Here is a 23,468-nt window from a genome sequence, read left to right on the forward strand (position 1 = left end):
TTTGAGTGTGTGACAGCGACACGTCGACACGTTTCCATTTCTGCACGTTGTGCAGGTCCAGTTTGCCGATCCAGTCCGGCGAACTGCCCTCCGAGTCTTCGTCATAGTCGATCGCAATGGGATCATCGCCGACGTATTCGTAGATGTTTCCTTTGGCGGGACCGTAAGACAATTTCAGCGATTGTCCGTTGGTCATTTGAGTTTGATCGCCAACCCAATTTCCTTCCGTGTGCTCGGTGACGAAATCGGCAGTGACGCTGTTGTCGGCTTCGTAGCCGATGACATTTTGAGCCACGGTCACGCCGAAGGAAATCGCGACTGCGTCGGAACCGCCGATGCCGAGGGCAAGCGATGTGGAATCAATCACCGCGTCGATGTCGGCGGACGATTCTGCGTCGACTTGGACGTTCCCTTCCGCGTGCAATCGTGAACCGGTTACGATCGCGAGCGTGCTCCCGGTGATGGTGTTCGTTGCACTGGCTCCTGCTCCGCTAACCGCGACGCCTGTTTCACCGCTGAGTGCCGCGGCGATGGAGGCGCTGGCGGCGATGACGCTGATTTGCCCGCTGCTGGTTGCGGTGACCGTCACGTTGTCGACGGCGAAGTCGCGAATGTTGAACGTGTCGAGCGTTTCGTGGGTTCGCGAATCGATCTCGTCGTAGGACACGATCTGTTCGAAAACCGCGTTGGTGATGTTCGCATCGACGTTGGATTCGATGGTGTTCAGCGCAATCCCAACCCCGACGGACACGGCCACTCCGGTTTCACCACTGAAGGCCGCCGACAAGGCAGCGGCACCGGCGAAGGCGCGAATCAGAGACGTGTCTCTGGCGTCCACGGTCACATCGTGAGAGGTCCATGCACCCGAGTCGATGTTCTTGATTTCCGCGATGGTGTCTGCCGCGATGTGGTTGGTCACAGAGGATCCCACACCGGCGACTCCGCCTCCATTCGCATCGCTGGCCGCGGCTGCCACCGCGACGGCGATCACCACGGTGCTGATCCGCTGATCGCTGGTCGCAATCACGTTCACGTCGCCGTTTGCGGAAATGGTCGCGCCATCGATGATCGCGGTCGTGGAGGCATTGCTCAGACCGTCGTTGTCGTGTCCGATCGAGTTCGTCGCGACGGAAACGCCGAGCGCAAACGCGGCTCCGGTTTCACCACCGGCTGCAACTGAGGCGCTGACCGCGACGATGGTTGACAGAATGCTGCCTTGGTTGGCGGCATTGACGTTGACGTCCCCGGCACCGGTGCCTGCGGTATCGGTTCCCGAATGGATCGTCGAATCGGAAATCTTCGCGGCGGAGGTGCTCGTCACCGTGTTGTGAGAGAACGCACCGCCGCCTGAGACGGCCACACCGGATTCGACACCGCCACCCAATGAGACGGCTGTGGCGGTGGCGATGGAAGAGAGGGAAAGTTCAAAGACTTTCAGTTCGCCATCGATCTCTTCGATTGAAAAGGAGTCGCCTGAGACTCGGTCCACGACCATCCAGCCCGTGCCGACACTGATCGCTTCGGTGGGATTGTTTGCATTGACCGCTTGCTTGCTGAACTGTTGAGTGATGTCCATTTCAGGGACGAAGTCAGCAGCGATGACTTCGCCGTAGATCTGCTTGTACAAGCGCAGCTTGATTGCATTGTCTCCGGCCTGATCGGCCTGCTCTTCGTTGCTCGCGCCATCGACCTCGGCATTCGCGGCATCGTCCAGTCGAGCGGCATTGACGGCGTAGTCACCGGTTTGGTCAAGCGTTTGTCGCAGTTTGCCCTGAACATGCGTGCCAACCGTCACGTTGCCACCGGCGGCGAGAGTGGACGAATCGATCGTCGAGCCGAGCGTGGTTTCGATGAAGTTGTTGGAGATCGAGGCGGAAATGTCGATCGCAACTCCGGCTGCATCCGAGCTCGCCCCCAGCCCCAACGAAGCCCCAATGGCCAGCGTGTGAATGCTAGCGGAATCATCTGCCTGCACGACAATGTCTGCTCCCGCGATGACGTGGGAATTCCCCTCGATGGCGGCGGTGACGGATCGAGTGATGTCGGCCGAGGCGTAGGAACCGCTTGCAGAGACAGCGATGCCGTTGCCACCTTCCGAATTCCCCACGGCGATCCCACCCGCAATGGAAACCGTGTCGATTTGATCGCTCACCTCGGTCTGAACGTTGACATCGCCGCCCGCATTGACGGTTGAGTCATTGATCTGAGCGATCAGCCCGCCACTGATTTTGGTCGCCGCAATCGAGGCACCGATTGCCACGCCGACGCCCGATCCTTCGCCGGGAGTGGCTCCCAGTGTGAGCGCCACCCCGCCCGCGTCGGACGACACCTTCGACGTGTCCGTGGCGGTGACGTGGACGTCTTGCGTGGCGATGATGTCTGCTGCTTCGATCTTCGCGGCAGTGTTCGCCGTGATCGTGTTCCAGCTCGCACTGCCCGCCAAACCGACTCCTAATCCACCACCTTCTTTGGCGGCCGGTGGAGCCGCACTGATGGCGGCGGAGGCGGCCACCGACACAATCTCACCAGATTGATTGGTGGTGACGTTGACATCGTGAGCGTTGTGAATCGTCGCGTTTTGAACGATCGCTTCGGTGGTGGTGTCGATGATCACGCGACTGAAGGAACCCACCAGCCCCACGGCGTTGTCGTCAGCGATCACGAGCGCGCCAGCACCCGACAGTCCAATGGTGGAACCGGAGTCATCGGCGGAAACAAGCAGGTCGCCACCGGACAATCCGATGGTGCCCGATGTGTTGATGTTGGCGCGTGTCGTTCGGGTGACTTCGTTCCACGACGCGACGCCAGCGATCCCAATGCCGGTGCGGCTGGACGTGGGGGATGCGTCTTCCGAGGAATCACCGCCGCCATCGACCTCTTCCTCGGTTTCTCCAGCCTTGGTGTTCGATGCGGAGGCGCCGGCCAGTCCAAGACCGATTTGCCAGCCCGTGGAATCGGCACTGACTTGGACACGGGTCGCGGTGATCGCTGCGTCTTGACCAACCAACGTGTCGTTGTCGATTCCCTCGCCATCGCCGATGATCGCTCGGGTATCCCGAGTGCTCTGTTGAACGTTGACGCTGATCCCCGCGCCCGACGATTTGGCTCGCATCACGCCACCGGCCATTCCGGTTTGGATTTGGTTGGAATCTGCGGTCACGTCGATCACGCCACTGTCAATCGTGACACCGTCGTGGACGTGAGCGATGGTTTTGTGTGTGCCATCGAATGTGTTGACGCTGCCCGAGACACCAAACCCGCCGGACTTGCCACCGGCCAAGGCGATATTGAGGCCGAAGTGATCTTCCGTGGCACTGACTTTCAATTTTTGATCGTCACCGGTGCGGACCATGGCACCCCGCTGAATCGTGGCTTGGGTCACAGTGTCGAGCACGTTGACAATCACGGAACCACCGATGCCACCTTTGCCAGAGGTGTTGTTGCTGATGATCGCACCGGGCGACAACGAAGTCGGTGCTTCGACGGCGGTGTGAACCAATCGTGTTTCTGTATTGGCGTCGACGGTCACTGTCTGCGTCGCAGCCTGCCACGCAGCGTTTTGGTTGATTCGGGTGAAGTCCCCGATCGTGGCCAAGGATTCGGTGTGATATTCCGCAACGACCAGTGTGCCCGCAACGGTGTACTTTGCGGCACCGTCTGTGCCTGTGTTTTCTCCGCCGATTGCCGTGGTTGCTCCGCCGGAGGGATTGCTCAGCAACGTCCCAACGGTTTTGGTGATGTTTTCCACACGGTCGAGTGAAAACCCGTCGATCTCGAACGCATCGTGAATGCCGGTCCAATTCTCGGGCTCGGCAAACAATGGCAGCGCGAGTTGGCTGCGAACCGTGAGTTGGCCGCTGGCATCCAGCTGCGCCCCAGAAAGGATGTCCGATCCGCTTTCGATGATGGCTTGAGATGAGTTGTGGTACACGCCAATGCTGATCCCCACTCCGGCAGCCACTTTCTTTTCTGTGCCGCCGACTTCACTGCTGTCACCACCATCGGTCACGATCTTCCCCGAGGTTTGCGTCTTGAGACGGTTTTCGATTTCCGAATCGATCGAGACGTCCACGGATGATGACAGCACTGCAGTCGCCGCAATGGTCGCGGCCACATCGTGAGTGACGACATTGATGGCGACGCCACCTGAGACGGTGAACAGATCGTTGCCTTTGCCTTCGCCTCGCTGCAGATCGGTTGCCGTCGGTCCTTGCTGCGATTGGCCCCATTCCTTGGTGCTGTCGAACGATCCCGCCAGCCCGCCGACCAAGTTCCCTACTTCGTTGCGGCCATTTTTGAGTTTGGTGAGGAACGGTGCGCCCCCGGTTGCGGCGCCGACGGTCGACGAGTTCGCCGCCGTCAAAGACGCCTTCACCGAGACGCCTTCTGTCGCGAGCGGGTCCACCAATCGGTGCGTGGTGGTCGTTGCGGCGGTCGCAACCGGGATGGCGTTCAGCGTGATGGGAGCGGCGTTGATCGCGTCGCCTTTGGACGCCGACAAACGAATGGAGTTGTCGTCGATGACCGTTGCATAGTAAACGCCGCCATCGACCAATCCGTCGATGGCCGGGTCAAGGAGAATGACATCGGCAGCCACCTCCAATGCATGCCGCGATCCACCTGGACCAGGACCGGTCAAATCAACGATCGCTGCCGGTGTGGACTCGGTTGCAATCGTGGTCAAGCGGATGTGATCCGCATCCACAGCGTCAATGGTGTACTGGGTTCCTGCGTTGAGTCCGCCGATCACGCCGCCGTCCGCAAGGTATGTGACCACTTCACCGGTCTCAAATCCATGCGAGTCCAATCGGATCGTCTCGCCAAATGGATTGGTTGTCGGGTCGACTGAATCCGAGTTGATGACCGGACCAGCGGTCGGGTCGAATTGCAAACGATTGACCGACGGTTGCACGCGAGTCGGCACGAATGTCAGTGTTCTCGCAACCGGTTTGGAAGAATCGTTGTCCGTGTAAACGTCCAAGTGGTGTTCATCGCCGATGCCGGCGGCGGAAAGGTCAATGACGTCCGCAGGAGTGCCGCCATCGGGAGTGACGGGGCGCAATTGCAATGAATCGCCGCTGGTCGCCAAAACCTCGTAATCCGTTCCATCGGTCAATCCGCCGATCGCCACGTCACCGGCATCATGGCGATAACGGACGATCACGCCGTCGAACAACTCATGACTCGGGATGGCGATCTCATTGTCGGTGACGTCCAAGTCGCCGCTGATCACCGCCAAGACGTGTTCACCAAACTGAATCGTTGCGGAATCATCGAGGTCAACCAGGACCAGCGAATCGGGGCTTGCGGACAATCCAAACCGGTCGTCGTCGATGGAATCGACGACGACGTAGTAGTTCTGATTGTTGACAATCTCACCCGGTGTGCTGTTGTCCCCAGCCTCATAGTTCACCAGGGTGCCAGTCGTCAGTCCGTGACCAGGGATGACGAATTGATTGGCCACCGGGTCGACAAGCGGAGTTGCCCGGGTGCCGTCAAATTCGGTCGCTTTGGTTTCAAACGAGAAGGATTGATTTTGATTGTCGTGGAACGTGGCCAACAGAGTTCTGGCCGTTCCCGCGAATGCTTCGGTGCGGGTGTTGGCTAACTGGATCGACTCGGCGTCATCAGAGATGACGTAGTAGGTGGTGCCGTCAATGAGACCGGCCGACGAGCTTCCCGAATCGCCGCTGACAGCATCGACGCCCGCGTGATACGTGATCGCTTGACCGGTGAACAACACATGACCCGGCATGGCGAGCGTCTTCGTCGCCACGTCAACCGAGTGAAAGCGAGCGTGCTGGGTCGTCAGCTGAGTGCTGGATCGATCCGCGTCGGTTCGGTAGGTGATCTCATCACCGGTTTGCAGCCCGTGATCGGGAATGGTGATTTGATCCGTCGTTGAATCCACCACGCCACTCGCGTTGGGAACAAATGTTTGTGCCACTCCTGCGTACACAAAACCGTGCGAGTTTCCGACGCCAACGTCAGTCAGGTCCAGTGGCGTGGAGTCATTCTCGGAAGTCAAACCGGCGAGTTGAAATTGAATTTGGGTGGAGTTCGATCCAGGCACAAAACCTCGGTTCACAACCAGGTAGTTTTTCCGGTCTTCCAGGCCACCGATTGCCTGCGGTTCGTTGTCGTCGTCGCTGCCAGATTGGTACGACAGCACATACCCGTTTTGGATCGCTTCGAAATCGTTGACTTGGTCCTTTCTCAACGTGATCGTGTTGTCTGTGAGATTGACCGAGGTGGCCGGATCGAACAGCGAAACTTCCGTGGTGTAGATCGAGTGGGTCGGATGATCGCTGGCGTCGTACGCGGACAGCGTGTCCGTTGAAAGGTTAATGGAACGCTGGCGGACGACTTGGAAATGATCGTCGTCGATTTTGACCACGAACAACGACTCGCCACTGGTCAAACCAGGCAACGGGAATGCCTCGTTGTCACCAATCGGGATCGCTTCATAGTTCAGTGGGTCGCCGGTTTCGAAACCATGATCTTCGGCGTGGATCGTGGTGCTTTGGGTCGGCACTGAATCGTTGTTTAGATTGACACCTTGGAAGGTGCCGGCGGCCGTGAGCTTTCCGGCAACGGTGGCCTGGATGTCAGCGGTGTCCACCGCGACAGCGAACCCGAGTGCCACGGTCGCGTCGACATTGATTCCGACGCTGGCGGCGGCGTTGTTGGTTCCGACGCCCGTTGCGTTGACGTTGATGCTGCCGGCCGTGGAGGTCACGACGACGCCAGAGTCAATTTGAGTTTTGCTGACCGAATCCGAGACGCTGACAGCGGCGGCCGCACCGGCTGCTTTGGAATCAGAGGTCTTGGTCTTCGCTTCTTCCAAGCTCTCTTGGCTTTCCAACAGCGGCCCTTCAACGGATTCGGACTTCTCGATGCCGTTGTCGTTGGTGGCCGAGGCTTGCACATCGGCAATGCTGTCGGCGTTGGAACCGATCGTGATGGTGCCGGCGGCCTGAATGGACGTGCTGCCTTGCAAGAACGTTTGGGCAGAAGCGTTGGAAATGCTGACACCGACCGCAACCGTCCCCAATCCGCGAGAGACCGCCCCGGTGCCAAACTGCATGTTGGCCAACGCGTACGTGGTCGCATCAGCGGTGGCGTCGGATGTGATTTTGACGGTCCCATCCGCTGTGATCGTCGCTGAATCGAGCGTCACGGTTGACTCGCTTTCGCGAACCATGACGGACACCGGCATCGGCAGCGGTGCCAAAGGGAACAGAGAGTGCAGTGCTTTGTGGGTGTAGCCGGAGATCACCTCAGGAACGACGGTGTCGATGTTCTTGTCGCGAGCCTCGGCCGTGATTTCGACATCGCCACTGGCCGTGATGATGGCGGAACCAATGCTCACGCTGGTGTTCTTCTTGCCCACGCCGACCGGACGCATCGGGCTGACCAGCGAAGAGATACGCTGCGCATCGAGCGTGATGTCCTTGCCGATCAATGCGACGCCATCTTCGATTTTGACAAACCGGTCCGACAAAAAGACGTCTGCAAGATCAATCGGTAAGTTGCTCGCCACCGACAATCCGGACTCCGCGCCGACGCTGTGCAGCGAGAGGTCGCCCGCGGTGATCTGGGCGTTGGCATCAACTGTGATCTGCTCGCCGATGATCGTGAAATCAATCGCAGGACTGAGGTCAATCGTGCCGCTGACGTGGATCGTGTCTTCACCGAGGTACGCATCGATCTTGATCGAATTGGCCGACGTGGGGATCTCCCATCGTGTTTGGTCCGTTTGACTCGCGGGAGGGACGACTTCCAAGCCGTCGAGGTACACCGTCAAGTCATGGTTGCCGTCAACGATCAAGTTTCCCGAGTCTTGCGAGACCTGAATCGAATCGTACAGAGCCGACCCGCGGACTTCGTAGTCGCCCGCCATCAGTTGCCGTGATTCGAGCGATTCGAATCGAGCCGAACGTCGATGACGCCGACGGTTCTTCTTCGTTTTGGATCGACTGTTGGGACCGCTTTGTTCCACGCTGGAACAGTTTGCGCGGCGAAGTTGAAGTCCACGCAGTAAGTCATCGATGTTCATCGTCAGCCTGTTTCCATCCATGGAACGAATCATGACCGCCGTTTCTTGAGCGAAATCCCAAGAAAACGGCGAATTCATTGCAGCAGGAAATACTCAAATTGAAGGCGCATCGCTAGACGAGTTTCACGCGGGGAAAACTGTCACCATTTTGATGTCTGGTTGATCTTGACGCGGGCGTTCTTGTTTGGATAAGCCTCAAGCTGCCAGGATCTTCTTGGTGCCGCTCAACCCTCGCTGTGAACAATGGTTCACCCGACCGCATCAACTCTGAACGATCTCTTGAAACTGATGACTCAAAAAATTGATTGGGTTGGCATCACTTCCCGATGCCTCGTTGGGGCCAATCTGCTGGTCATTGGATGGTCGTTTTCTGGCAAAGCGTCGGCTCAGTCACCGCAGAACGATTCGCCGGCGAGTGGGTATTCCAGTTCATTCGATAGCGTGACGGATCTGCCGGCGAACGAGATCGATGACCTGATCGACCAGGCGTCTTACGCTCAGTGGACGGAAGCAGCTGCCGCTGATGGCGGGGTGACCATTCACAATGGTGCCGATTCGTCGATTCAATTGATGAATCTGGAACGCCGGCTGGCCCAACAGGAATCGCAACTCGCTCGATTGCAGAATGGGCCTGCTCGGCCGGGCAAGCTGTTTGCACGCTATGAAAGCGTGATTGTGCAGCCCGTGCAGAGCAATCAAACCGCCTTGATCGTCCAAACAGGCGACGAAGAGTTCGCAACGGTCATGTTTCCATGGGAAATGAAGCACAGTCCCCGTGTCACGCTTGGTTACGAACCACCAAGCAACGGTGTCGGATGGCAACTTCGATACTGGCAGTTCGATCACGGCCAGTCCTTTGTTGCCAGTGAAGACAACGGCATCATCCAGCCGGGATGGCGAGCCGATGTGCCCTACCTCGTCGAAGACGGTGACGTCGCTTTGGGCGTGCAGCTCTTTGAAGAAGGCACCTTCACCAGCCGCGTTCGAGCGGATGTGATCGACCTGGAGGTCTCCCGCAACTTGATCCAACCCGTCGACGCATTCATCGGGATGCGATACGGCAAGTTCAGCCAAACGTACTCCGCCGTGACCGATGAAGGGTCCGTCAACGCAATCACCGAATTCCGAGGGCTTGGTCCTACAATGGCTCTGCGTCTGCGGCAGACATTGCCGCTGGATCGCTTGGCGATGTTCGGAACATTACGTGGGGCGATGTTGTATGGCAAAAAAGACTTTTTGGGACGAGAGTCCAACTTTGGCAACACACAACACGTCAACGGAATCGATTTGCGATCGTATGACGAAGGCGTGAATTCCTTTGCCGGCAGTCTCGAAATGCAAGTCGGCGTTGAATACACAATCACGGATCACTTCACGACCTTTGTTGCCTTTGAAGGCCAGCATCATTCCAGCGTCGGCGGTGTCAATCCACCGGCCACGATGGAGGGCCGCGACGGTGACGTGACTGGTGACAGTGTCCTGGACGACGACCTCAGCTTCGTCGGGCTGACCACCGGCATCCAGTTGCAATACTGATCCACGACGCATCCGTCGCAAAACATCGTCGCGAAACTCATTCCCGTCGCGAATCTCATTTTCGTCGCGAATCTCATTTTCGTAGCGAAACTCGTCAAGAGTTTCGTCCATTCCCTCTCCGAATCATCGAAACTCTTGACGAGTTTCGCTACGAGTCGACGAGCTTTCGTTACAAGTATTTGGGATCAGGGCGACGGAAGCAGGCCGTTCTTTTCAAAAAAGAAAGCGTTTGCCAAACTTCGTCCCAGCCCGCTTCACCAAACAGCCGAATGCGTGGTGCGCCAGGCAATAGGCATCCGGTGTACGGGTAGGTCTGGAAATGATCTGTCTTGACCAAGCCTTTCCGTTCGGGATTTCTGGCGATGTATTCCATGGTGGATTCGATCGCACCACGCTCCAGTTCATGGTCCTTCAGAACATGATCGTACGGTTGCAATTGGAATTGATGCCCGACTCGTTTCAAGCAGTCGTTTGAATTCAAGCGAAACGCTTTCATGGCGGGCAACTGATCCGAGTCATCGGCGAGCCCTGCCCACAGAAGGTGGATGTGGTCGGGCATCAAACAATAGATCGGACAAGCGATCTGATAGCGGAAGGCGGCGTGGGTCAGCAATTCTCTCATCTTGTAGAGAAATCGAGCGTCGAGCCAACCGGTACGACGACCGTCAATCGTGCACACCCAATGCACCCATGCTTCGCCCCGGTAATACTCAGCCGGCAATCGTTTTAGCCGTTGCGGACGCTCGACAGTCATCCCTTTATCGTAGCGAAACTCGTCAAGAGTTTCGTCCACTGCCTATCCGAATCATCGAAACTCTTGACGAGTTTCGCTACGGATGGATCGTATCGATGAGCGACGCGTGGGAAGGAAGTCGCATGGCGATCTCAGTGTGCGTCGAGCGAATGTGTTCCAGGAATTGGGCTGTCCCTGGTTGGGAGTCGCGCGAGCCTGGCAACGCGACCGTCGCAGCGTCGTGAAGCGATCGTAGCGAAACTCGTCAAGAGTTTCGTCCACTCCCTCTCCAAAACATCGAAACTCTTGACGAGTTTCGCTACGGATGGATCGTATCGATGAGCGACGCGTGGGAAGGAAGTCGCATGGCGATCTCAGTGTGCGTCGAGCGAATGTGCTCCAGGAATTGGGCTGTCCCTGGTTGGGAGTCGCGTGCTCCTGGCAAACAACCTGGTTGAACGCCTGCTGGACTGAGAATGTAGTGGTGGTTCACGTCCAGGAACGTGGGATCACGCTGTGGCATCAGGACTCGGCCTGTGCGAGTGTATTCCTCCAGCAACCTCGCTAGAGAGTCAGGCAACGCGACCGTCGCAGCTTCTTTCCAAAACGCCGTGTCGCGGCGCTGTGAAACGACATAGTGCATCAGCACAAAGTCACGCACCTGAGCGTAAACCTCCGTCATCCGTGTGTTGAATGATTGGGTGTCGCAGGAGCGTTTGTCAAAGACACCTGGCAAGATCGTCGTCGGCAAACACTCCACCAATTCGTCCAGGGCGCGCTGGACCAAGAAGATCCCGGTGGACTCCAGCGGTTCGACAAAACCAGCGGACAATCCGATCGAGACGCAGTTGCCGACCCACGACATCGGTCGCATCCCCACTCGCATCGGGACAACTCGGGTCTCCATTGTTTCCCCGTCGCCACCGACCAAGTCGATCAGTTCGCTTCGGGCGTCTTCGTCGCTGATGTGAGCCGACGAAAACACATAGCCGCAACCCGTGTTCTCGTGCAGAGGGATTTGCCAGGACCAACCGGAGTTCATTCCGGTGCTGATCGTGAACGGCGGCAGTTCAGCGGAAGACTCTTCATCATCGCCCAATTCATTGCGAGGCCGACGCATCGTGATGGCGCGATCACAGATCAATTGCCCGGACCAGTCGGTCCACTCTGATCGCATCTCTCGTTCAATCAGCACACTCGCGAATCCGCTGCAGTCGATGAACAGGTCCCCTGCCACGGCGGTTTGCCCATCCAGTGAAAGGGATTGGATGTTGCCTTGCTCATCGTGGGCCGCGCCGCACACGTCCGCGACAACGTGCTGGACGCCTTCGTTGATAGCAATCTCTTGCAGGAAGGCAGCCAGCTTTCCCGCGTCGAGATGAAACGCGTAGTTGTGCGCAAGACTCGGTTGACCAGGCGCACGCGGACCGCGCCCTCGTTCGCACAGTTCGCGTTGGAAGCTGTAGTCGGTGTACTTGGATTCGACGGGGATCCAGCCCTGGCGAACTCCCCGTTGCCAGGTGTGAATCAGGTCCACGCCATCGATGGGGCTGCCGCAAATCCCAAACGGGTGCCAGTAACGGTGTTGGGGTTCGACCCAGTTGTCGAACCGAATCGCGAGTTTGTAAGTCGCACCGGTCCGGCGGATGAAATCATCCTCGTCGATGCCCATGTTCTCGATCCAATCCACGATCGCTGGGATCGTCGCTTCGCCCACACCGATCGGTGGAACACGAGCCGATTCAACCACGGTGACACGGCATCCGAGTCGACGTTTCAACGTCGCGGCACTCATCCACCCCGCCGTCCCACCACCGACGACAACGATGTGAGGGGCGTTGGCCGAGGGACTGTCACCAAGTTGTTGGTCGTGATGCAGCACCGTGGTGTCGTCCGTTTCCATCACGCCATTTCCTCATTTTCGTTCATTGATCGCTGGCGTTCGTGTCGCCGGTTGCGGATGGGGCGTCGCTGGGCATGCATCTGGCAGGTTCTTCCTGGTGGTCGGTGGCGGGTGGCGAGTGGGGCTCGATCACCAACGGTGGCGCGTTCGCTTTCTTGCGAAGCCAGTGGATGGATTTGCCGACCGGTGGAAAGCGAATGAGTTTGGCTTCCAATTGATGCTTTCCCGGAAAGTCCAGCAACAGGACACCGATCGCGACGGTCAGCAACCCCTGGCCGGGAAGGATCAGCATGGCAATTCCGGCAAGCAGCAACGACGCGCCCATCAAGTTCTTGAGGATCAGCCCTGACCATCGTAGCAACGGATGCTGATCCGCAAACAGGGTTCGGGGCCGGTGTGGTTTGGCGAAGTAGTCAGCCGGGATTCGGACCACCAGAAAAGGCACGCTGAGAAGACTGCCAACGAAAACCACGGCAGAGATGACCGCGGCCCACTGCATGGCACCTTTGTGTTCCAGGAGCTGGTCGTAGAGGTCGTTCAAAAAGTTCATTGGATGGGGGCGAGCAGACGGCAGACACGAACCAGGAACCGATAGGGAAGTGAACTTTCGGTGTACTCGGCCGCCGACGCAAGTTCGCTTTTGGCAAAATCCGCTTCCAGCATGGCTTCGACTTCCTTCGCGAATTCTTGGTTGATCATCAGCATCGTGATTTCGAAGTTCAATCGCATCGATCGGTTGTCGAGATTCGCCGTCCCAATCAGCGAAGTAGAGTCATCGATCAACCAGACTTTTTGGTGCAAGAAACCAGGCTGGTAGCGGTAGATCTGGATGCCTGCTTCTTTGGCTTCTTCCAGGTAAGAGATTCCTGACCAATAGACATGCAGGTGATCAGGGTTTTGCGGAATCAGAATCCGGACATCGACTCCGCGAAGGGCCGCCAGTTGCAACGCTGACATCAATTGCTCATCAGGAATGAAGTACGGACTGACGATCCACAAACGGTCCTTGGCAGAATTGATTGCGTGCAGGAAGAACAGCGTTCCTGTTTCAAGCATGTCCGCCGGTCCAGTCGGCAAACACGCGGCGACGACTTCACCTCCTTCCTCGCGGACGGGATTCCATTGAAGTTGGGGAAGCGATCCTGTGGCCCAGTTCCAGTCTTCCACGAAGGGGGCTTGAATGCAGAGCACGACCGGACCGCGAAGTTCGACGTGGGTGTCACGCCAGGGAGTGAGCACCGGGTGATCGCCGAGGTATTCATCACCGACGTTGTGCCCTCCTACAAAAGCCACCTTGCCGTCCACCACCACAATCTTGCGGTGGTTTCTGAAATTCAGTCGGAACCGGTTGCCTTTCCCCTGTGTTGTGTTGAAGGGAGAGATTTCGACGCCGCCGCTGCGGAGTTCCTGAATGTACTCAGGCGACAGGTCTTTGCTGCCCAGTTCATCGTAGAGCACGAACACGCGGACACCTTCGGCGGCCTTTTTGAGAAAAGCGGCTTTGCACCTTTGCCCCAGGTTGTCGTCTCGCAAAATGTAGAACTGAAAGAGCACGTACTCTTCGGCTTGGTCGATGCTGTCCAGGATGGCATCAAATGTTGCTTGCCCATCGATCAACAGTTTGGCGGAGTTGCCGGTGGTGATGGGAAGTCGGCTCAGGCGGTTGAGAAGACGCGACTGGCTTTTTTCGGAGGGTGTTTGAGGTACCAGCAAGAGATCGTCTTCCTCGAGTTCCGTTCGAGTGAGTTTGACGACCTCGCTGCTTGCGAGTTGTTCGCTGCGTCGCAGCAGATCGTATCCATCAAATTTTGACTGCCCGAGTGCCCAGTACGCGGGGACGGCGACGTATGGCAACGTGTTGAGGCTGACCGCCCAGGCCACGGCACCTTGCGAGGTGCGTGTCGACATCACGGCTTGAATCGATGTCAGGGCGCCGAGCACATGCATGAACATCACAAATGCGGCAAAGGCCCGCCTCTTTTTGGACCTCGGCTCGGGGGTTTCAACGGAAGCGTCCGCGGATTCAGAGGTTGGTTTGCTGCGTTGGAACATGGCGATGGCAACTTGTTTTGGTGACGTCCACATGACTCGCCATCGCGAACGTCGCTGAAGCCAGGGTGTGGTTCCGTCGTGACGGAGCGATTGTATCGGACGCGGTGGGAAACGTAGCCACGGTAGCGCCGAGTCTCTCGGGCACGGAGCCAAAATCAGAGGAGGCGTTGGCACCGTTGGTTGGCACAACGCCATGAACCGCGTCGCATCATCCCGATGGTTGGCCAAGGCGATCGTCGGGAGGGGATTGGTCGATGCACCTTTTGCATCCCAGTTCATACCCGATCATTGCGTCGCGGCCCGTCTGCGTGAGCACCCAATGACGGCTGACCAAGGGCGGCGAGTGGCGGACGTGCTGGTTGTGGCCGCAGGCAAGTTGAGCTACCCAGTGGCCTTCATCGTCGGTGTGGAAACCAGTGATGGCTTGTGGAATGGTTTCCTCATCAGGGTTCTTCATGATACGTGTTTGCCTCGCGTGGCGGTTTAAAACAGGAGTTTGTCTGCGTGGCAACTGAAAGAGCGTGTGCTCAATCATTCTTCGATCTCTCTGCCATCGCCCAGTAGGTGGGACAGCATCCGGCGAGGGTTTTCAAGGAAGGAACGAGTCACTCGGTAATGTTCCGTTTCTTCGTAGGCGATGGGGTGGATGCCCGCATCCGCGAAAGGTGGTTGGACTCCTTGTCATAGCGGGAGCGTTCTCTTCTTCCGCTCTCTTGAACAGGTGCATTGGCATGGCGAGCCAGCCCTCTGCGTCCGGCTTCAGGCCAATGACCTCGGGTTGGTGCCGCAGAACCAAGCTCAGGAATTTGCTGGTCGAAACGAGCGATGGATCATTGTTCATGGCACGATTCTAACCGAAAACAAAAGACGCTCGCGATCGATTGCTCCACGGCAGAGGCTTTGCATTGGATCAGCGACGCGAGTCGCTCCGATGTCCGAAGATTGAGTCGGCCGGTTCTCTCGACTAAGGTTGGCCTGCCAAGGAAACGCTTGGTCGCCGATGTGTCGAAGGTTCCTTCCCCGCTTGTTTTGAACGCCATGAAATCGTTGCCGCCTGCTCTTTTTGTCGCGTTCGTTCCTCTGATCCTGGTTCTGGCGATTCTGCCCGGGGAAATCACTGCGTCTGCGATGGAGCAAGACGCAGGCGCACTCGAAGAACGGGGCTCCCATCGATGGTCTCCGATCTATCTGACCGCGAATGATCTGTCGATCGCAACGGGGAAGCCTTCGCTCGTTCTGATGTCGAGTGGATCGACGCACGTTCCCGTGTGGTCTTTGTCCGGCGGCACCGTGGGGCAATCGATTGCCGGCATCGTTAACGGGCTTCCCGACGAGTGCCGCGCGGTGAAGGTCGAGATCGTGGTGACCTCCACCGACGCGGGAACCAACCCGGACGTGGAGGATGTTTATCGGGTTCACTTGTCGCAAATGGTGGACGATGCGCCGTTCACATCGCGATACGCCTTGGGCAAACCAGTGCGAACACCGCTTCCCGCCGGTCCGCTTCATTCCCGCACCATCGTTCTGGAGTCCTACTACGAAGTGGTTCCCAACGCGCCCCTGACGGTGCGGATTCAGCGGGAACCTGGCTTGCCCGGCGACACGTTCACCCGCCCCACTGGTTTGGCGGTTGTGAAGGTGACGCCCTTGAGCGCTCTCGCGAAAGCTCATGTCGTGCAGGATGTGCGTGGCTACAACTCGTGGCCGATGACTCAGGCCATAGGCGACATACTGGTCTGCACCTATAGCCGGGGATCAGCGCATTCGATCGGAGAGGACGCTCGCGCCGTGTATGCACGGACTTCGACCGATGGCGGAAAAACGTGGACGGCGGAAACGGTCGTCGCGAACACGCCTGGCTTCGGTGAAGTCACGGTCGGGAAAGGCCTGGATTCCACGGGGGCGATGCTGCTGTGGGTGCGCCGCGTCGGCAAGCAGCGACATCACGACCTCTACCGCACCACCGATGGCGTGACCTTCACGCTTGTGGCGACTCCTGAACTCGCCACACAACCGATGCAGATCACGGATGTCTTCGCGGTCCCCGAGGTGGGGTTGATGGCCTTGTGGTTCGCGGGGAACTACAGCGACAAAGCGGTTCACTCCTGGGGCGTGATGACCAGCAGCGATGACGGTGTCACCTGGACGCAGACTGCCGTCGAGTCCGGGTTGTTGAAAGCAGACTGGCCCACCGAACCCTCCGCTGTTTACCTCGGCGATGGCAGGATCCTTGCTGTTGCGCGAACGGAAAGCGGGCCAGCTCAATTCCAGATGGTCTCGACGGACAACGGTGCCACGTGGACGCGCCAGCAAACCAACATCAGCGACATTTACGCCTCCACACCCAGCCTCATCCTCGACGCCGAAACCGGTTGGTTGAGTAACTATTATTACGAACGTGGCCGCGGCATCCTCCGGCGTCGAGTCGTTGATCCGGACGTTGTCTTCGACCATCCGCTGCATTGGCCCGCTTCGGAGGCAGTCGCCACCGGCAGTCCGCTTCCGTGGGATTCGGGCAACGCCAACGCCACCGTGATTGGGGACACCCACCACGTCTCCTTTTACTCTGGAAAGGCGCCTGACACAGCGGTCATGGTTTCGGAGTTTCCCGAACCCACGGCAGGAAAGATCCACCCCAGCACCAACGGTCCCAAGAGATAGGGGGACGGATCATGCCGATCCTCCACCATCGCGAACTTGATTGGTGCCCGATCGATGAGCAGTGGTCGACGGGGCGCATCCAAGTCAGAAGGCCGTGGCGATGGGTTATACTCTCATTCTTGCCTTTCCTTTGGCCGTCGTACGCTCGTTCCTGACGAGTCCGACGGTTCCCGCCCCAGCAAGGAAAATCTGCCATGTCGGATCATGCTTTCTGTCTCACGTTTCGCACCGATCCAGAGGGCGTGCACAGCCCTGCTTTCCCTGCACTTTGCATTGACGAGCCTGTCGGAGGAATCGGAGTTTCTGAGTGGGGTGTCGGAACTCGTCACAATCCAGCCAGGCGATTCGTGAATTGGTCACTTCGATTGATCATGATGGTCGCGCTGTTGAGCGGTGGTGCTTCCTTGGCCGGTGAACCGGTTTTGCAATGGCAGTTTGATGGTGCGTCGCAACCGGGGAGTTGGCTGGGCCAACATGGAACGCTCGAAAGTGGTCCAAGACCACCGAAGTATCCCGGATTTGACCGTGGCAACATGGCGATGCCCTTCGCGGGGCATGAAGGAGCCATTTTGGTGAAGGATCACGAGCGAGGTGGTTTCACCAATGTTCGTTTTGGCAAAGGGGACACATTTGCCTTTGAAACCTGGGTGAAGTTCAAGGGCATCCGCGCAGGACAAACCGCCTATCTTCTGGGCAAGGGACGGCACCCAAAGCACGGGGAGGACTTCGCGGAGAAGAATCAGAATTACTCCGTTCGATTTCAGGGAGCGAAGGGCGGAGCCCGTTTTGGAATCCTGTTCACGAGTGAGCATCCCGAGACAAAGGATCGATTGTGGCATCGGTGGTGGAGCGAGTCCACGGTGCCTGGCACGGGCTGGCATCACGTGGCATTGCAGTTCACGTTCGGGAAAAGTGACAGCCTGTTGGCTTGGATCGACGGCAAAGCGGTCACGGGAACATGGGATGAGAGCGGTGCGACCGATCTTCCGCCGGTGCAGGATGCGGATGATCTTGTCATCGGCACGGGCTTTACCCGAGAAGAAGGCTCCTCCTTTCAAGGCTGGTTGGATCACCTCGCAATCTATCGCGGTGAGTTGGATCCCGATGAGATGAGCCAACGCTATCAGTTTGTCCCACCACCACCCGCCGTGACGCGGGAGATGGTTCCGCCGGGCAAGGTGTTGATTCAGATCAGCGAGGAGGGCGTCCCGAAATCCAATCACTGGCCCGAAGAGCCGGTCGTCACCGAGACTTACCTGGAAGAGGTCTTCGGGCTGTTCGAACTGCCGCACAAGTACGTCGCGACGGGCGTTCGGGGTGATCGGTCCAACCCATCGCATTTGCGAGCCTCGGCAGTCGTGGGGTTCCCACCGGGGAAACATCGGCTTCTGTTGCGAGGCCGTGGTGCCTGTCGTCTGTTCGTCGACGGAAAGAAATTGTTAGAGACTTCGCCTCGTCCGCACGACCCCGGAGGCTATGAGCCACTCTCGGTTCAGGACGAGTACCTTGATCTCGGGCCAGACTTCCGCTTTGCTCCCCCCGGCAATCGGGAGGCATGGTGTGAATTTGAAACGAATGGTGGCGAGCATTTTGTCATCCTCGAAACAATGGTGGGTGGTGTCACTGGACGCAGCACGTTCCGGCCTGATGTCGGTGAGACGGTGGTTGCCATCTCACCGGAAAAAAGCGAATCATGGTGGCTGCTTGCGGGCGGGAATCGCGAAGTGCATTACACAGATGATGGATGGCAAGCATACGAAGAGGAACGTCGCTCGGTGCTCGCCAAGAGGAATGCTGTGGCTCGATCGGAACGTCGTGCGGCCAATCAGGATTACTGGAAACGCCGCCGTGCCATCGCTGCCGAGTGGCTGTCGAGCATCGACAAGGTCGCTGTGCCGGAGCTGCCCAGCGGATACCCCGCTCGGAATGCGATCGATCATTTCATTGCCGCACGGATATCAGACGTCCAACAGGAATCCGTTCGGAGTGATGCGACCAGCATCGATTACTTCAGGCAGATTCGCCCGCTGTTGGAATCACGTTGTTACGCTTGCCATCAAGGTGAAAAGGCTCAGGGGGATCTGCGTCTGGACGATCATCCGTCTGTGTTGATCGGTGGCGAATCGGACGGTCCAGCCATTGTTCCCGGCGACATCGACAGCAGCGCGTTGATTGATCGGGTCACAACGGAGGACGAGGATGTCGTGATGCCGCCCAAGGGCGATCCGTTGACGGACGAGGAAGTCTCGCTGCTTCAACGCTGGATTGAGGAGGGGGCTGTCTGGCCGCAGTTCGACGTTGACCGTTTTGAGTTGACGCCGTTGGCCGATGACTTGCAATTTCTTCGTCGGGTAACCCTGGACATCGTCGGTGTGCCCCCGACGGAATCGGAGATCATCGCATTCCGCAATGACGCCCCCGAGACACGCCGCAGTCAGGTGATTGACCGGTTGTTGGACGATCCTCGCTGGGCAGACAACTGGATGGGCTACTGGCTGGATGTTCTTGCTGAGAACCCGAACATGCTCAACCCGACATTGAACAACACCGGGCCGTTCCGCTGGTGGCTCCACGAGTCGCTGTTGGATAACAAACCTGCCGACCTGTTCGTAACCGAACTGATTCGCATGGAAGGGAGCGAGCGTTTTGGTGGTCCTGCTGGTTTCGCCACGGCGACGCAGAACGATCTGCCGATGGCTGCCAAAGGAATCATTGTCAGCTCTGCATTTCTGGGAGTCGAAATGAAATGTGCTCGCTGTCACGATTCCCCATCGCATGTTTCCTTGCAGGAAGATTTGATGCAGCTTGCGGCATCGCTCAAGCAAAAGCCGATCACGTTGCCCGAATCCAGCAGTGTGCCGATGGATCGGCTGAGTCAGGCGGGCCGCCAACCGCTGATCCAGGTGACCCTGCTACCTGGAACCGTCGTCGCGCCCGCTTGGCCGTTCGAACGCTACTGCGATGAATCGGTTGCGGATGCATTGGCTGAACGTCCCGGGAATTCGCGAGATCGACTCGCCGCGTTGATCACGGCTCCTCAGAACGAACGCTTTGCTCAGGTGATGGTCAACCGTGTTTGGCAGCGACTGATGGGGCGTGGCCTGGTTGCTGGAGTGTCCGACTGGGAAAAAAATCGTCCCACGCACCCGGCACTGCTGCGGTGGCTCGGGCACCAGTTCGTCGCGACCGGGTATGACCTCCAAGCCATCAATCGATTGATTCTGAACTCGCATGCGTACCAGCGTGCGACGGACTTGTCGCTGATCGAAACCAGTCCGCTGTTCATTTCGCCAGCACCGCGTCGATTGACGGCCGAGCAGATCGTCGACTCTGTTTTCCACGCCACCGGAACCCCGTTTGATGTGGAGGAAGTCAGTCTGGACATTGACAGTGTGCGAGCAGTGAACACGACGATCTCGCTCGGACCAGCGAGTCGTTGCTGGATGCTCACCTCGAGCTCGAACGAACGGGATCGTCCCAGTTTGTCTCTGCCACGGATCACGGCCGTCACGAGCGTGTTGAAGACCTTCGGTTGGCGAGGTGCTCGCCAGGATCCGCAGAGTCTTCGCGACACGGATTCCAACATCCTTCAGCCAGCGATTTTGGCCAACGGCGTCATGAGCACTTGGCTGACTCGGCTGAGCGACCGCCACGGAATCACATCACTCGTGCTGAAGGACCAGCCCGTTGAGCAACTGGTCGATCGCATTTTCCTTCGACTGCTGACACGGAAACCATCCGCGGAAGAGAAGGAACGGTACGTTCGCTTTCTGTCCGATGGCTACGACACACGCGTGATTCCGGAATCGAAACGCATCCAACCGACACCTGGCAAACGCGAACGCATCCGTTACGTGAGCTGGTCGAACCATGTCGATGGGCCGGCCAATACGTTGGCGGTGCAAAAGGAAGCTGACGCCCGCCGTGGCGATCCACCCACCAACGCTTTGAACGAGGACTGGCGTCTCCGCATGGAAGACATGCTGTGGGCCGTCCTGAATTCGCCGGAATGGGTTTACACACCGTAGATCCATGGAAACAGTCCAACACTGGAGTACCACGATGAAACGCCGCAACTTCATTGCTCAATCCGGCGCAATTGCTGGAGCCGCTTTGGCCAATCCCTCGGTGCTCGCATCACCGCCAGCGGTCAATCTTCCGAAGGGCAAAGCCGAGCACGTTGTGTTCATTTGGCTGGGCGGAGGCATGTCTCAGATCGACACCTTCGATCCAAAGCGTCGTGGTAACTCCCAAGCCTCGCCGAAACTCGCTGGCTCGGAATACGACGCCATCGACACCGTCGTGCCGGGAGTTCAGTTTTGCGAACACCTGCCTCGTTCGGCGAAGCTCGCCGATCGCATGACAGCCATTCGCACCGTGAATCATCACCTGGTCGACGAACACGCTTTCGGCACGAACTTTGTCCACACGGGGCGCCCCATCAGTGGAAGCACGACCTATCCGTCGATCGGTTCCATTGTCAGTCATGTGCGTGGTGCGGCGAACCCCGACGTTCCCGCTTACATGCTGATCGGTTATCCCAACGTCGCCCGTGGTCCCGGTTTCCTGGGGCCAAAGGCTGGCTACGTTTATCTGGTCGATACCGAAAGCGGGCCCGCTGGTTTCTCACGGCCGGCGGACGTGACTGCGCTTCGAGTCGATCGACGCCGTCAATTGCTCCAGCCACTGACCGACCGCGTCCCGAGCGACTCCCTGCTCTCGGAGTACCGCACCGCTCAGGCCGAAGCACTGCGTTTGGCTGGGCCAGACTTCATGCGTCATTTCCGCTTGCAGGATGAGAGCGACGATCTGCGGAATGCGTATGGGGGGGAGTTCGGGCAACGATGTTTGTTGGCCCGACGCCTCGTGCAGGCTGGGGTACGATTCATCGAAGTGTCACACAATCTGAATTTCATCAATGGAACTGGTTGGGACACTCACAACGAAGGCCAGCAGAATCAACATGTGCTGATCAAGGAACTTGACATCGCGTTGTCAGCACTCATCACGGACCTGGAACAACAGGGCATCCTGGACAAAACACTGATTGCGATCGGGACCGAGTTTGGCCGGCCAGCGGAATATGATGGTCGTGGCGGGCGCGGGCACCAAGGGACGTGTTTCAGTTTGGTTCTCGCTGGCGGGGGCCTCAACCATCAAGGGGCCTACGGCGTCACGGATGAGCTGAGTAAAAAGATCGTCGAAAAACCTGTTTCCGTTCCCGACTTCCATGCCACGATCCACGCTGCCCTTGGCATCAATCCAGGGCTCGAACTATTCGATGGGTCTCGTCCGATTCCGATTACCGATCAAGGGAAACCTGTCGCGGCGTTGTTTGGCTGAGCAATGAGCAGGGGGCAGTGTCATGCGTCCAATGATGCCTCCTTCTCGCCAGCGAACCTCGCACCCTTGTACCCAGGCTCTGCCTGGGCACACTCTGTCTTGGAGGCTCCTGCCTCCTGTCTCCCAACCCGGCAGGCAGAGCCTGCGGCGCATGGCGTTCCCAGGCGGGAGCCAGGGAACGAGCAGCACGCTTGTACCCAGGCTCCGCCTGGGCACACTCTGTCTTGGAGGCTCCCGCCTCCTGTCTCTCCAAACCGGCAGGCAGAGCCTGCGGTGCATGGCGTACCCAGGCGGGAGCCTGGGAACGAGTCGTGACGAAATGCTAGGCTGACGGAAGGTGTCCATCCTCTCGCCCAGGAAAGCAATCATGTCTCGCTCTCGATACAAGTTCGGAGAAGACTACCGGCCGTACTTCATGACCGACACCATCGTGGCTTGGTTGCCTGTCTTTTCTTACCCGGCATTCACCGACGTCATTTTCGATAGTTGGCGTTTTCTTCAAGGCGAGCGTGACATCCGAATCCTCGGATTCGTTGTCATGGAAAACCATCTTCACTGGATTGCGGTGGGCCCGCAAATTGGCAAACGCGTCGGAGAGTTCAAGTCGTTCACGGCGACGAGCATCTTCCACAAGATGAAGCGGATGGGATATGGAACGTTGCTTCAAGAACTGGAGTATTTCAAACTGCGTCACAAGGTCGACCAAACGCACCAGCTATGGCAAGAAGGAAGTCATCCGCAAGTGATGGAGTCGGACGAAGTGATGTGGCAAAAGATTGAATACATGCACCACAATCCGCTGCGGCGTGGATACGTCGACGATCCGCTGCACTGGCGTTTCTCCAGTGCTAGAGCTTACGCTCGCCAGCCTTGTCTCATCAACGTTTGCACCGACTGGATGTAGCACCCTTGTACCCAGGCTCCGCCTGGGCACACCCTGTCTTGGAGGCTCCCGCCTCCTGTCTCCCCAAACCGGCAGGCGGGAGCCTGCGGCGCATGGCGTTCCCAGGCAGAAGCCAGGGAACGAGGGGTACCCTTGTACCCAGGCTCCGCCTGGGCACACCCTGTCTTGGAGGCTCCTGCCTCCTGTCTCCCAAACCGGCAGGCAGAGCCTGTGGCGCATGGCGTTCCCAGGCGGGAGCCAGGGAACGAGCGGCACGCTTGTACCCAGGCTCCGCATG

12 protein-coding genes (1 of these 12 running past the window's edge) are annotated in these 23,468 nt (G+C 58.2%); 5 read left to right on the forward strand and 7 right to left on the reverse strand.

The features are described 5' to 3' along the window. Positions 1-8,092 carry the 5' portion of a PKD domain-containing protein gene (locus tag RISK_RS02625; protein WP_160311392.1) on the reverse strand. Its footprint begins 19,016 nt before the window's first position, so only the first 8,092 of its 27,108 coding nucleotides appear in the window; its start codon is at positions 8,090-8,092; the stop codon falls past the left edge of the window. 255 nt (positions 8,093-8,347) lie between these two features. Here RISK_RS02625 and RISK_RS02630 point away from each other — a divergent pair, with 255 nt between their 5' ends. Beyond that, positions 8,348-9,595, forward strand: a complete 1,248-nt coding sequence (locus RISK_RS02630; RefSeq protein WP_150122469.1) for an Lpg1974 family pore-forming outer membrane protein — start codon at positions 8,348-8,350, stop codon at positions 9,593-9,595. A 169-nt stretch (positions 9,596-9,764) separates the two neighbouring features. Here RISK_RS02630 and RISK_RS02635 read toward each other — a convergent pair whose 3' ends face one another. From RISK_RS02635 to RISK_RS33485, 6 genes are all read right to left on the reverse strand, one after another. Next, a complete protein-coding gene (locus RISK_RS02635; protein ID WP_047812746.1) occupies positions 9,765-10,349 on the reverse strand; it encodes a transposase in 585 nt (194 codons plus the stop codon). Positions 10,350-10,647: 298 nt separating this feature from the next. Next, positions 10,648-12,231: a tryptophan halogenase family protein gene (locus RISK_RS02640; protein ID WP_053061032.1), complete on the reverse strand. Its 1,584-nt coding sequence runs from the start codon at positions 12,229-12,231 to the stop codon at positions 10,648-10,650. Between the two features lie 22 nt (positions 12,232-12,253). Then, positions 12,254-12,781 (reverse strand): PGPGW domain-containing protein, encoded by a 528-nt coding sequence (locus RISK_RS02645; RefSeq protein ID WP_063838425.1) that lies wholly within the window; start codon positions 12,779-12,781, stop codon positions 12,254-12,256. Continuing rightward, positions 12,778-14,316: a cardiolipin synthase gene (gene cls, locus RISK_RS02650; RefSeq protein ID WP_236695967.1), complete on the reverse strand. Its 1,539-nt coding sequence runs from the start codon at positions 14,314-14,316 to the stop codon at positions 12,778-12,780. The genes RISK_RS02645 and cls overlap by 4 nt, the downstream gene beginning before the upstream one ends. Positions 14,317-14,491: 175 nt before the next feature. Beyond that, on the reverse strand, positions 14,492-14,740 hold the full coding sequence (locus RISK_RS02655; protein ID WP_047812656.1) for a DUF3565 domain-containing protein: 249 nt from the start codon (positions 14,738-14,740) through the stop codon (positions 14,492-14,494). A gap of 132 nt (positions 14,741-14,872) precedes the next feature. Then, entirely contained in the window at positions 14,873-15,124 is a 252-nt protein-coding gene (locus tag RISK_RS33485) for an RNA 2'-phosphotransferase (RefSeq protein WP_261340205.1), read from the reverse strand. Positions 15,125-15,321: 197 nt separating this feature from the next. Between RISK_RS33485 and RISK_RS02665 the strand changes: the two genes are divergently transcribed. The 4 genes from RISK_RS02665 (at position 15,322) to RISK_RS02680 (ending at position 23,191) form a co-directional block, all read left to right on the forward strand. Next, complete coding sequence (locus RISK_RS02665) at positions 15,322-16,944, forward strand: exo-alpha-sialidase (RefSeq protein ID WP_047812658.1); 1,623 nt, start codon at positions 15,322-15,324, stop codon at positions 16,942-16,944. A 371-nt stretch (positions 16,945-17,315) separates the two neighbouring features. Beyond that, positions 17,316-20,972, forward strand: a complete 3,657-nt coding sequence (locus tag RISK_RS02670; RefSeq protein WP_160311393.1) for a DUF1553 domain-containing protein — start codon at positions 17,316-17,318, stop codon at positions 20,970-20,972. 34 nt (positions 20,973-21,006) lie between these two features. After that, positions 21,007-22,287 carry a DUF1501 domain-containing protein gene (locus tag RISK_RS02675; protein WP_047812751.1) on the forward strand — a complete coding sequence of 427 codons (1,281 nt, stop codon included), beginning with the start codon at positions 21,007-21,009 and terminating at the stop codon, positions 22,285-22,287. Between the two features lie 367 nt (positions 22,288-22,654). Next, on the forward strand, positions 22,655-23,191 hold the full coding sequence (locus RISK_RS02680) for an REP-associated tyrosine transposase (RefSeq protein ID WP_047812659.1): 537 nt from the start codon (positions 22,655-22,657) through the stop codon (positions 23,189-23,191). Positions 23,192-23,468 lie beyond the last annotated feature (277 nt).

It is taken from the genome of Rhodopirellula islandica (genome assembly GCF_001027925.1).
GTDB lineage: Bacteria > Planctomycetota > Planctomycetia > Pirellulales > Pirellulaceae > Rhodopirellula > Rhodopirellula islandica.